This is a genomic window from Floridaenema fluviatile BLCC-F154 (assembly GCF_041929135.1).
Classification (GTDB): domain Bacteria; phylum Cyanobacteriota; class Cyanobacteriia; order Cyanobacteriales; family Aerosakkonemataceae; genus Floridanema; species Floridanema fluviatile.
In genome coordinates, this window is sequence record NZ_JBHFNS010000091.1 from 99,801 (window position 1) to 111,796 (window position 11,996).

An 11,996-nucleotide genomic window follows, 5' to 3' on the forward strand; every position below is an offset into this window, starting at 1 on the left:
ATTTAGTCACCAGAATTTTTCACCGCCTGATAAGTCTTAAACCCCCCACTAAGATTACTCGCATCAAACCCATTTAAACGCAAAGCACGAGTCGCATAATAACCACGTTGTCCCACCTGACAATATACCAAAATAGTTTGGTCAGAGGGAATTTCACTCATGCGATCGCGCAACACAGACAAAGGAATATTTTTCGCCCCCTCCACATGACCCGCCTCAAACTCACCCACCTCACGCACATCTAACAACAAACCATCCAACTCATTTAACTCTTGCCAATGTGCCAAAGGCGCATCACCTCGCAGCGCATTCGCCGCAATCATCCCCGCCATATTCACCGGGTCTTTCGCCGCCCCAAACTGTGGCGCATAACAAAGTTCCGCCTCTTCCAAATCAAACACCGTCGCCCCATTTTGTAACGCCATTGCCATCACATCAATCCGCTTTTCTACACCTACTTCCCCCACAGCTTGCGCCCCAAAAATTCGCCCATCTTCAGGAGAGAAAAGTAGTTTAATATCGATCGGTTTCGCATTAGGATAATAACCAACATGATGACCAGGATGTAAATAAACCTTGCCATACTCCCAACCCAACCTTTGCAAACTCTTTTCATTCACCCCAGTACAAGCAACCGTCAAACCAAAAATTCCACAAACCGAAGTTCCTTGCACCCCCCGAAAAGAACTATCTCTCCCAAAAATCACATCCGCAGCCACTCTACCCTGACGATTTGCCGGCCCCGCCAAAGGAATTAACAACCATTCCTTAGTCACAAAATCTTGCACTTCAACCACATCTCCCACCGCCCAAATTTTTGGGTCACTAGTCTGCATCTTTTCATCAACTTTAATCCCACCTTTACTTCCCAATTCCAACCCAGCATCCTTAGCCAAAGTAGACTCTGGACGCACCCCAATACCCAAAATTACTAAATCTGCTTGATGAACCTCTCCAGACTTAGTTTTAACCGCAATACCCCCCTCAGAATGCGATTCAAAACCAACCACACTATCACCCAAACGCAAAATTACCCCATGAGAAACCAGAGAATTATTAATCGGAGTCGTCATTTCCGCATCAAAAGGTAACATCACTTGAGATTGCGCCTCCAACAAAGTCACAGAAATTCCCCGATGTACCAAATTTTCGGTCATTTCCAAACCAATAAAACCACCACCAACCACCACCGCTTTTTTAACCTGATGTTCATCAATCCATTCCCGAATCCGACGACTATCAGGAATAGTTCTTAACGCAAAAATTCCCGGCAAATCAATTCCCGGAAGATGAGGACGAATAGGTGACGCACCCGGAGCTAATACTAAAGCATCATAATATTCTTGATAAACCTCTCCAGTTTGGCGATTTTTCACCTCAACTTGGGAAGTTTCCCGGTTAATCGATAAAACTTCATTTTCCAACCGCACATCAATATTAAATCGTTCTTGAAATAAGCCAGCATTAGCAATTAATAATTTTTTCTCATCAGTAATCACATCACCCACATAATAAGGCAATCCACAATTAGCAAAAGAAACAAAAGGCCCCCGTTCAAAAATAATTATTTCTGCACTCTCCGAAAGACGACGCGCCCTAGCAGCACAAGAAGCCCCCCCAGCAACCCCACCCACAATTAACAATCTTTTTTTGTCATTACTCATGATTTTTACTCCTATATTTTCGTCATTTTGGCAAAATGATCTCCCATAATTGAATTCGTTATATCTTTCTTCACTTATTTTTTAGTATTCAAACTGGAAAGGAAAAAGGCACAAAGCAGAAGGTCCCAAGTAAAATTCCCCCTGCCCCCCTGCCCCCCTGCTCCCCTGCCCCCCTGCCCCCCTGCCCCCCTGCCCCCCTGCCCCCCCCTGCTCCCCTGCCCCCCTGCCCAAAAATTTGATAACCTAGCTTAAATAACATCTTGGGAACGAGTACGAGCGTGGACATTCAAATTGGGCGAGGTAAAGCTGCTCGCCGAGCATACGGTATTGATGAAATCGCACTAGTGCCAGGGCCTAGAACTTTAGACCCCAGTTTGGCAGACACTCGCTGGCAAATCGGCGGCATTGAACGAGAAATTCCCATCATTGCCAGTGCGATGGATGGTGTAGTTGATGTACGCATGGCAGTAGAATTATCGCAGTTGGGAGCTTTGGGTGTTCTTAACCTAGAGGGAATCCAAACTCGCTATGAAAATCCAGAGCCAATTTTAGATCGAATTGCATCAGTGGGTAAAGAAGAGTTTGTCCCTCTGATGCAGGAACTTTATGCCACACCAATTAAACCAGAGCTAATTGAGCGACGCATCCAAGAAATTAAACAAAAAGGTGGTATTGCGGCAGTTAGCGCCACTCCTGCGGGAGCGAGCAAATATAGTTCAGTAGTTGCCAAAGCGGGAGCAGATTTATTTTTTGTTCAAGCTACGGTAGTTTCAACTGCTCACCTATCCCCAGAGTCAGTCACACCTTTAGATTTAGCGCAGTTCTGCCAAGAGATGCCAATTCCGGTAATTTTAGGGAATTGCGTCACTTACAACGTTGCCCACAATTTAATGACAGCGGGCGCAGCTGCAATATTAGTAGGGATTGGCCCTGGTGCTGCCTGTACTTCTAGAGGGGTGTTAGGTGTTGGTGTACCCCAAGCAACTGCTGTAGCTGACTGTGCTGCTGCTAGAGATGATTATTTTCGGGAAACGGGCAATTATGTGCCAGTGATTGCTGATGGTGGTTTAATTACTGGCGGTGATATTTGTAAGTGTATTGCTTGCGGCGCGGATGGGGTGATGATTGGTTCTCCTTTTGCGAGGGCTAAAGAAGCTCCTGGACGTGGTTATCACTGGGGTATGGCTACTCCTAGCCCGGTTTTACCTCGTGGGACTCGAATTCGCGTCGGTTCTACAGGTACTTTAAAACAAATTCTGCGTGGGCCAGCTGCTCTTGATGATGGGACTCACAACCTATTAGGAGCCTTACAGACCAGTATGGGTACTTTAGGAGCGAAAAACATGAAAGAAATGCAGCAAGTTGAGGTGGTAATTGCTCCCTCTTTGTTAACCGAGGGTAAGGTATATCAAAAAGCTCAACAATTGGGGATGGGTAAGTAGTTTTGCTCAGGAAAATTAAAGTGAGGAAATTTTTCGGTCTCCCTTGCTAACCCACCCTAAAACTGATTCTGTGACCTACAATAGAGAAAGCGGAGACGCATGTTTCCGTTCACTCCTCACACCACACTCCGCCCGGACTAATGTTCGGGCGGTTCCTTTTTTGCAGTAGTAATTTTTTACATTCAGGAAGTTTTGATTTTCCTAGCCACTCAGAGTTTATCTACCTGTGGATGAGAGAACTATAGCTTTTCGGTGTGGTAGAATGCCGAAGGAAATCAGACAATATTAGGTAAGGAATTTAGGGCATGTCAGCAGCCTTACAAGTTACAGACTCTTCTTTTGAAACAGAAGTAATTAATAGTGATGTTCCGGTTTTAGTTGACTTTTGGGCTCCTTGGTGTGGACCTTGCCGTATGGTCGCACCCGTGGTTGATGAAATCGCCGTGCAGTTCGAGGGGCAAGTGAAAGTCGTTAAGGTGAATACTGATGAGAATCCTAATACTGCTAGTAAGTATGGGATTCGTAGTATTCCGACGCTCATGATTTTTAAAGGTGGTGAGCGAGTGGATATGGTAGTTGGTGCGGTTCCGAAGACTACTTTAGCCAATACTTTGGAAAAATATCTCTAAACCTCTAGCAATCTGCCGCAGGATTTTAAGTTCTCTGGGTGAAATTTCCGAAAGTCTAGAGAATAAACTGTTCAAGGATCTTGAATGGTTTATATTTTTCTGCTGTGTTGGACTAGTTAGGTGTAAAAAGCTCCAAATAAGCTGAATAGTACTTGAATTAGGAGACTGGGAAAGCCGCTTCGTTTCCCGCTGGTTTGATTAGCGTCTTCGATCGCTAAGATTTAAGACGCTTTTAACATTATCTGGGGTGAAGTTGTGCAGATTTCTCGTGACCAAAAGTTACTTTCGGCACGGGAAACTCGCTACAATATAGTACCCGCCAGAGCGGAATAAATTATGACCTTTACATCCTCGTTCAATACAAATGAATCTTTGCCAAAAGAGTTGGCAGAGTTAATCGAGCGACTACCCACGCATAAGTATAAGAAATGGATTGAGCAATCATTGGCTACCTTATTACGAATGGGTGCTAGTGAGACCGATCGCCTGGATTGGAAGATCTTAACTGCTTCTTTATTAGATATGGAGCGAGGCTTCCAAACCTTTTATCCCTACCGACATATTCGCAAAGTTACCTTTTTTGGTTCGGCTCGTTTGGCATCAGATACTCCAGAATACCAAATGGCTGTGGACTTTGGTCGTCGGGTCACTGAGTTAGGATTCATGCTCATGACTGGTGGCGGCGGTGGAATTATGCAGGCGGGAAATGAAGGCGCTGGGAAAGACAATTCCTTTGGTTTAAATATTCAGCTGCCTTTTGAACAGTCAGCAAATCAGTTTATCGATGGAGATCCCAAGTTAATTCACTTTAAGTATTTTTTCACGCGCAAGCTGTTTTTGTTACGTGAAAGTGATGCGATCGGGGTTTTTCCGGGCGGTTTTGGCACTCAAGATGAAGCTTTTGAGTGTCTGACTCTTTGCCAAACTGGGAGATATGGCCCGGTGCCATTAGTTTTGATCGATCGCCCAGGTGGTGATTACTGGACAGACTGGGATGCTTATGTGGAAAAGCATCTAGTCAAACGTGGATTAGTTAATCCAGAAGATCGCAGCGTCTACACAATTACCGACGATTTAGATGTAGCTTGTGAAGCAATTACCAGTTTCTATCGGGTTTATCATTCTAGTCGTTACGTTGGGGAACAATTTGTAATTCGCCTGAAGTCCGAACTCCAGAATTCGGATGTGGAATGGTTAAATGAGAATTTCTCAGACATTCTGGTAAAAGGACGAATTGAAAAAACTCCCGCTTTCCCCCAAGAGACAGGCGACGAAACCTTTGATTTACCTCGTCTGGCAATGTATTTTAATCAACGGGATTTGGGAAGACTTTATCAGATGATTGCGGTTATTAATCGCATGAATCCTACTTCTCCAGAGTCGGAACATCCCGAACGGAAGTAATCACAGGCGATCGGGGACTGGGGATTGGGGATTGGGATTGCTTATACATCCAGTATTTTACAATTTCTTTTCCCTTTCCCTCGTTACCGGGAAATCAGTGCTTACTTAAATGTTTCAGGTAATATTTAAATTTTCATTGCGAAACTATTAATTATATTTGCAAAAATCTTTCAGTAATTTGCAGGTTGTGATACAATCTCCCTCTAGGTTCAGAATTCCGTAATAGAGAAAATTAGGTAACACTAACAGAGTAGTATTTACGGGAAATTACATAACTTATGCAAAATTTCTTCCTCATGTTCAGCAATCTTCACCAAGACAAGTGATTGAGATGTTTGCGACAGTAATAATAACAAGCTCAGAAGTGACGCAAAAAATTTAGAGTGTCCGCAAGCTATCACTACTTGAATTCTTTGGTTCTAACTGCTATGTCTAACCATCCACCTAAAATTAAATTTCCCGTCTGGCGTTTTCTCAACCAGCCGTTGTTTAGTTCTAAAACTAAATTAGTATTAAATCCTTATAAATTCTGGCACTTATACAGAATTGAATTATTAGAACGCTGCTGGACTAGAAAGTGCGAATCTGAGGGTCGTCATTATAATTAAAAATTGTTTGGTACTCCAGAAATTTAGTTCATCTGCTGAGTACCAAGTTATCTCGGTGAACTACGGTTTCTGCACCTGCATAGCCTAAAATTATCTTGATTTCGGCTGATTGACGGCCTTGAATTTTTTTGAGTTCACTACTACTATAGTTGACAATTCCTCTGGCTATTTCTTGACCGGAAGCGTCGCACAGTTGGACGGCATCAGAGGTGTGAAATTCGCCTTCTACTTGGGTAATTCCGGCAGCTAAGAGAGATTTTCCGGCTTGGGCGATCGCACTTACCGCCCCCCGATCCAAGTAAATTTTCCCAGCCGGAACTAAACCGTGAGCAATCCAACGTTTCCGAGCGTTGCTGTGTTGCGGTTGTGGTTCAAAGCGAGTGCCTAATGGTTCTCCGGCTAAGATTTTTTCAATGTTTCCAGGGTTTCTGCCTTCTGTAATTACAGTGCAAACGCCAGCAGCAGTAGCGATCCGGGCGGCGGCAATTTTCGTGATCATGCCACCAGTACCCCATTGAGAACCACGATCGCCTGTTTGCACTTCTAATTCTGCTAATTGATCGATGCGAGTGACTAAAGTAATCGGTTGGGCATCGGGGTTACTGCGAGGATCTGCGGAATAAAGTCGATCGACATCTGTGAGTAAAAATAGCCAATCTGCCTCTAATAAACTAGCAACTCTGGCGGAGAGAGTGTCATTATCGCCAAATTTTAACTCTTCAATGGCGACAGTATCATTTTCATTGACGATCGGGATTACACCCAGTTTTAATAAAGCTTGAAAAGTGTTGTGAGCATTGACATAGCGACTGCGTTGGACTAGATCGCTGCGAGTGAGTAATACTTGAGCGATCGGCTGTTGCAGAGAAGTAAATAGATCGTCATAAACTCGCATTAATCTACCTTGTCCTACAGCGGCTACAGCTTGTTTCACCGCTATATTTCGCGGGCGTTCCTGTAACCCCAAGCGAGCACAACCCACACCTACTGCCCCTGATGATACTAAAACTACATTATTTCCCGCAGCCCGGAGACGGCTAAGAACTTCAACTAAACCAGCAATTGTAGAGAGAGCTAAGTTACCAGTAGTGGGATTAGTTAAGCTAGAAGTGCCAATTTTAACAACTATAGTTTGATTCATAAAATCAAGCAATTTTAGATTTTAGATTTTAGGCTATTAGTGAATAAACATATTTTTTCCCCTCTGCCCCTCTGCCCCTCTGCCCCTCTGCCCCTCTGCCCCTCTGCCCCTCTGCCCCTCTGCCCCTCTGCCCCTCTGCCCCTCTGCCTCATTTAATATGCCGTTTTCTAGCTGGGATAGTTGCGCCGAGAATTTGGGACAGCCAGACTTCGAGAGTGTGAATTGGGTAAGATTGAATTGCTTCTCCGGTAGGGACGATCGGTTCGACTAAAATAGTGAACATTCCCAAACGATTACCTGCGAGGACATCGGTAAATAAGCGATCGCCCACCATTGCCACTTGTTCGATCGGCAAATTCATTTGACTAACAGCCCTACGGAGTTTGCGGCGAGAAGGCTTGCTAGCGCCAAAAATGTAGGGCAAATTTAAAGCTTGAGCAATTCTAGCAATTCTGGATTCACTTAAGTTGTTACTCACTAACCAAAGTTGCGCTACTTGACGAATTTCTGCGACCCAATGTAGTAATTCCTCAGAAGCATGAGCAGCTTTTACAGGTACTAAAGTTTCATCTACATCTAACACCAAACCCTTAATTTGGTAATGCTCAAGAATTTCTGGTGTGAGACGAAGAATAGTTGCTTCTAGAATTAAGTCTGGCTGTAACAGTGCGCCCCAAGACATAAGAATTTATTTGGTAATTGGTCATCAGTAGAGGGCTAATCCTAGAGTGTTGAGTCATGAGTTTAGCATGAGCCAAAACTCATCAGCCTCACTTTCCTACTACCAAATTAACAACTAATTTGGTTTAGTAGTTGCCCCTTGATTTTGTTGTACTCGTTGTTTGCGAATCGCTGCCACAGCTGCTTGATGTTCGGCTAAGGTGCGACTGAAGACATGAGTACCATCGTAACGAGCCACAAAAAACAGATAATCAGTTTTTTCTGGATTCAGGGTAGCTTGTAAACTAGCTTTGCCTGGACTAGCGATCGGGGTTGGCGGTAAACCACGATTCAAATAAGTATTATAAGGAGAAGGTGTTCTAACTTGCTTAAAAGTCAGAGGTTGATCGGCGGTTTGTTGGATATTTAATCCATACTCTACCGTCGGATCGGCTTCCAGCCGCATACCTTTTTGCAAGCGTTGAGTAAACACACCTGCAATGCGGCGACGTTCTGCCGGAATTACCGCCTCTTTTTCTACGATACTGGCAAGAGTCACCCATTGGAGAAGATTCAGCTGAGTTTGTTGGGGATTTTGTTGGTAAATTGGCAGGGCTACTTCCTCAAAGCGTTGGAGCATAATTTTGATAATTGCTTGGGGAGTGATACCCCCGCTGGCTATTTGGTAAGTGTCCGGGTACAAAAAGCCTTCCAGATGAGGTAAATTGCTGGGTAGCCAAGGAAATCGATCGCGAGGAATTTGTTTACTAGCGGCGAGAAATTCTTGAGCAGTGAAAAAGCCTTGAGATTCAAAGTAAGCAGCCATTTGCTTGAGATTTCGACCTTCCGGGATCGTAAAGCTAATTTGTACCACACTACCCTGACTAATTTGTGCGGCAATTTCTTTTAAAGACTGAGTGGGAGAAAGCTGATAAGTCCCGGCTTTAAACACACCTTGATTTTGGCTATTTAACCAACGTGCCCAAAGATCCCAAGCATTACTAGAACGAATTAACCCTGCTGATTCTAAATAACTACCTATTTGTTTGCTAGTAGAACCTGGAGGAATGCGAATTTGCAGTGTTTTGTCCGTGTCTAGTGCTTCACTAGGAGATAACTGAGGTACAGGTGGTGATGTTGCCCAACTCCACCAAGACCAACCTTGCCAAGCACAGAACACCAGCACAGCGGGGAATAGTGCCAGATAGAAGAAAGTTTTAGAGAAGCGTTGCACAGTGCTCATCTGGGATTAGTATCCAATTTGAAAAACAACATTGGTGATTAGTATTTAGCCACTTATTTACTAATTTCGGGGGCAAGCCCCTGTGAGGATACGAACCAAATCATAAATGACTTATTGACTAATCACCTAAAGTTTTATTCCATTTGGTTAAACAATTGGTCTTCTAGCAGAGGTTGAACTCGCTCAAATTCTTCATCAGCGAGTAACTCTACTTTGCCATCTTCGTTAAAACGACCAAAGAAAACTAAAGGAGCTAAAGGAGTGTAGATGCTGTATTCTTGTTCTTCATCGTAGAAGCTAGCTAGTAATTGCAGTTCCTCTGGTTCTACAGGAGGTTGCATTGGGTTAGCGTCTTCGTCTTGAATTTCCAATGTGAGAAGGTTTTCTTCGTCAACGGGGGGTAGTTCGCCTTCTACGGTAAGGACAAAGGGGGTGCGTTTGAGCTTGAGATTTTTCTCTGCTAGGACAGCTTGAGCGATCGGGAAAATTTTTTCAACAGTTGTTTCATCTTGAACTACTGATAATTCCTCCGATTCTGGATCGCCGATAAAAATATCGACTGAGGCATCCACTGGTAGCAACACCAGATATTCTTCCTCATCTAGCTCAATATATTCCTCTACGTAGCAAGCTAGTTCCCGTCCTTCTTGATCGATCAAGCTGACGATATCTTCTTCTTGAGAATATCCGTTTTCTCTATTTTCAGACATGGTTAGGCTCCAAAGCAGGGGCGTGTTGTTGTCGTTTTCGACGTTCGTCCAACCATTGTTGCAGAATTATTGCTGCTGCTTTGCGATCTATTAAATTTTTATTTCTGGAGGGCGATCGATTCTCGGCTTTCAGCAGTTCTTCGGCTTGAAATGAGGTTAATCGCTCGTCTACGTACTCTAATGGCAAATTTAAGGCTTTAGCATAACTACGGGCGATTTTTTGCACTTGTTTGGCTTGGTAGCCCAATGTGCCGTCCATTGAGTAAGGTAATCCAACAACTAAGATTTCGACTTCTCGTTCTGCTATTAGTTCTTGAAGTTGTGCCAAGTCGTTGGTAAAGGATTTGCGCTCAATGGTAGTTAATCCGGTGGCGATTAAACCTGTGCGATCGCACCCTGCCACCCCAACCCGCTTGCGCCCAATATCCAGCCCCAGTGCAGAAATTTGCGGCAGGGGGGCAGGTGGGCTGGGGGGCTGGGGGGCTGGGGGGAGGTTTTGGTTTTCGGTCATAGTTTTAAATGAGAACAGAAGGCTTTTTCAAGGCTCCAAGGCAGAAAGCAGAAGGCAGAAGGCAGAAGAAAGTTTTGAGTTTTAAGTTAAAGAACTTCCCCATCTCCCCATCTCCCTATCTCCCCATTTCCCCATCTCCTCTACTCCCCTGTTCCCCTGCTCCCCTGCTTCCCTGCTCTCCTTCGGTGTTGTCGTAGTTAGTAGCCATTTCTCCGGCTGAGGAGTGGGAAGGGCTTGATTCTGGGGTAGCTAGTTGGCGATGAGATTTTAACCAAGACATTCTTCCGGGTACTGGTTGGCGAGAGCGTTGTAAGCCTTGCAACATTTCTGAGAGTTGCAGTCCTTCCAGGGCAAATTTGGATTCGCGGAGTTTGTGCCAAACGGAACGAGACATTAATAAAGTATGGGCGATTCTTTGTGCGCCGATTTGTTCTAAAAATTCTTCGCGTTCTGGTTGGTAGTCAGCTGAGGTTACTTGTAGGGGTTGGGCGGGGAAGTCTTGGGCGATGCGTGCCATTTGGGAGAGCAGTTCGGGATACAGCCAGGTGTAAGCTGGGTGTACTGTCATTTCGGCTTTGTGGGGTTCTTTTCCGGTGCGACTGAGTTGCAGTTGGAAGTAACCGATCGCTGCTTTCCGCTGTGGTTCAAATACGTAACCGCTGACTACTTCGGTTTGGCTGAACCATTGGCGTATTCCTTCGATTAGGGCGCTGAAAAAACCTGTTTTAAAGTCTTGGACGTGGCGATCGAACACTTGCCGCACTAATGGTGGCATTGCTGCTGTATCTAATTGATAGAGCAGTTGCGCGTCGGCGTTACTTACTGGAAGCAAGTTAGGTAAATCTGGTTCTCTTTCTTGGAGTTCGGCTAATAATGATGGTGAGATTTCCCAAGCGGTTAACTGAGCTAAGGGTTGAAATCCATTTTGCCGATACAGGGCGAGACTGTTTTTGTCGTTAATGTTGACTTCTAACAACCAGGTGCGTGCTTCCCAGATGGTTTCAAAGCAGTGGCGGAGTAGGAGGGAACCAACTGCTAGGCTGCGGGTTTGGCGATCGACGAATACCCTTTCTACTCGCCATGTGCTCCGGGTACGATTAAATGGTTTAACTTGAATCATGCCCCTAACTTGTTGTTCTTCCTGAGCAACATAAGCACACAGTTCGTACCGGAACGGGTTAGGAAACAGGCTCAAAAACTTCCATAGTCCGTAGCGTTGGTTGAGTCGTTCCAGGTGTTGTTTTGTCTCATTCAAGCTGTTGTAGAGGTGATTTGCCTCTACCGATTGCAGGAGCGTTTTTTCATTGGCGTTAGCTTGTGCAATTGTGCCGATCGCTTCTAAGTCCCGGCGTTGTAGGGGACGGATCGTAACTTTTGGTTCCTGGGGTGGGAATGGGGTCATATTCACTCAGGCTGTTCGTTTGCCTTGGGTAAGATTATTGCTGTAGATTCTTGCTTGTTCAAGCTAGATTCTATTCCAGCTAGGAAAGGGGTTGATTGATTTTCCACCTACAAAACTCCGCCCTTGAAAACGGGTTTTTTAGTTAGGGGACTGGGGATCTGGGTTAAGCTAAATGACTGGCTTTCCAGTTTCCTCTGCTGTTGGTTTTCAAGTCTGGTGGGCATTAACAGTTTCAGTGTAGCACTCGACGAGGGTGGGTTTTATTGAGTTAAATATCGAGATTGATTAAGTATTTTTACTTCTTAGCTTTATGGTGCAATTACTTGATTTATCTCAATGTCGCAAGAAGACTCCCGGTACAGCGCAGCTTACCGGGAGATGAATTGTGACCAAAACCTCAGATTGAGCATAGCGAATCGATATAATTTGACCTTGACATTTATTTTCCCAGGTTATACTGTTACTAATTCCCGGATTAACAGAGAAATGTTGATAGGTTTAAAGGTAAGATTATATCCAAACAAAGAGCAACAAACAGCTTTAGCACAAAATTTTGGTTGCTGTCGATTCGTTTGGAATTAC

The 11,996-nt window shown here is 44.5% G+C and carries 11 protein-coding genes; 4 read left to right on the forward strand and 7 right to left on the reverse strand.

Features of this window, described 5'->3' with window-relative positions; genetic code table 11:
* Positions 1 to 2 precede the first annotated feature (2 nt).
* On the reverse strand, positions 3 to 1,664 hold the full coding sequence (locus ACE1B6_RS25660; RefSeq protein ID WP_413260124.1) for an FAD-dependent oxidoreductase: 1,662 nt from the start codon (positions 1,662 to 1,664) through the stop codon (positions 3 to 5).
* Between the two features lie 278 nt (positions 1,665 to 1,942).
* Between ACE1B6_RS25660 and ACE1B6_RS25665 the strand changes: the two genes are divergently transcribed.
* From ACE1B6_RS25665 to ACE1B6_RS25675, 3 genes are all read left to right on the forward strand, one after another.
* A complete protein-coding gene (locus tag ACE1B6_RS25665; RefSeq protein WP_413260125.1) occupies positions 1,943 to 3,106 on the forward strand; it encodes a GuaB3 family IMP dehydrogenase-related protein in 1,164 nt (387 codons plus the stop codon).
* A gap of 305 nt (positions 3,107 to 3,411) precedes the next feature.
* Complete coding sequence (trxA, locus tag ACE1B6_RS25670; RefSeq protein WP_413260126.1) at positions 3,412 to 3,735, forward strand: thioredoxin; 324 nt, start codon at positions 3,412 to 3,414, stop codon at positions 3,733 to 3,735.
* A gap of 336 nt (positions 3,736 to 4,071) precedes the next feature.
* Positions 4,072 to 5,139, forward strand: coding sequence for an LOG family protein (locus ACE1B6_RS25675; RefSeq protein WP_413260127.1), 1,068 nt, complete (start codon positions 4,072 to 4,074; stop codon positions 5,137 to 5,139).
* 636 nt (positions 5,140 to 5,775) lie between these two features.
* Here the strand turns inward: ACE1B6_RS25675 and proB are convergent.
* From proB to ACE1B6_RS25705, 6 genes are all read right to left on the reverse strand, one after another.
* Positions 5,776 to 6,888 (reverse strand): glutamate 5-kinase, encoded by a 1,113-nt coding sequence (gene proB / locus ACE1B6_RS25680; RefSeq protein WP_413260128.1) that lies wholly within the window; start codon positions 6,886 to 6,888, stop codon positions 5,776 to 5,778.
* Positions 6,889 to 7,036: 148 nt separating this feature from the next.
* On the reverse strand, positions 7,037 to 7,570 hold the full coding sequence (locus ACE1B6_RS25685; RefSeq protein WP_413260129.1) for a YqeG family HAD IIIA-type phosphatase: 534 nt from the start codon (positions 7,568 to 7,570) through the stop codon (positions 7,037 to 7,039).
* A gap of 114 nt (positions 7,571 to 7,684) precedes the next feature.
* Positions 7,685 to 8,791: an endolytic transglycosylase MltG gene (gene mltG / locus ACE1B6_RS25690; protein WP_413260130.1), complete on the reverse strand. Its 1,107-nt coding sequence runs from the start codon at positions 8,789 to 8,791 to the stop codon at positions 7,685 to 7,687.
* Between the two features lie 134 nt (positions 8,792 to 8,925).
* Complete coding sequence (locus ACE1B6_RS25695) at positions 8,926 to 9,501, reverse strand: DUF3727 domain-containing protein (RefSeq protein ID WP_413260131.1); 576 nt, start codon at positions 9,499 to 9,501, stop codon at positions 8,926 to 8,928.
* Positions 9,494 to 10,012 carry a Holliday junction resolvase RuvX gene (ruvX, locus tag ACE1B6_RS25700; RefSeq protein ID WP_413260132.1) on the reverse strand — a complete coding sequence of 173 codons (519 nt, stop codon included), beginning with the start codon at positions 10,010 to 10,012 and terminating at the stop codon, positions 9,494 to 9,496. Before ruvX ends, ACE1B6_RS25695 begins: the two co-directional genes overlap by 8 nt.
* Before the next feature lie 115 nt (positions 10,013 to 10,127).
* The gene (locus tag ACE1B6_RS25705) at positions 10,128 to 11,414 is read right to left on the reverse strand and encodes a GNAT family N-acetyltransferase (RefSeq protein ID WP_413260133.1); all 1,287 of its coding nucleotides are present in this window, start codon (positions 11,412 to 11,414) and stop codon (positions 10,128 to 10,130) included.
* A gap of 336 nt (positions 11,415 to 11,750) precedes the next feature.
* Here ACE1B6_RS25705 and ACE1B6_RS25710 point away from each other — a divergent pair.
* On the forward strand, positions 11,751 to 11,996 hold a 246-nt coding region (locus ACE1B6_RS25710), incomplete at its 3' end, for a helix-turn-helix domain-containing protein (RefSeq protein ID WP_413260134.1).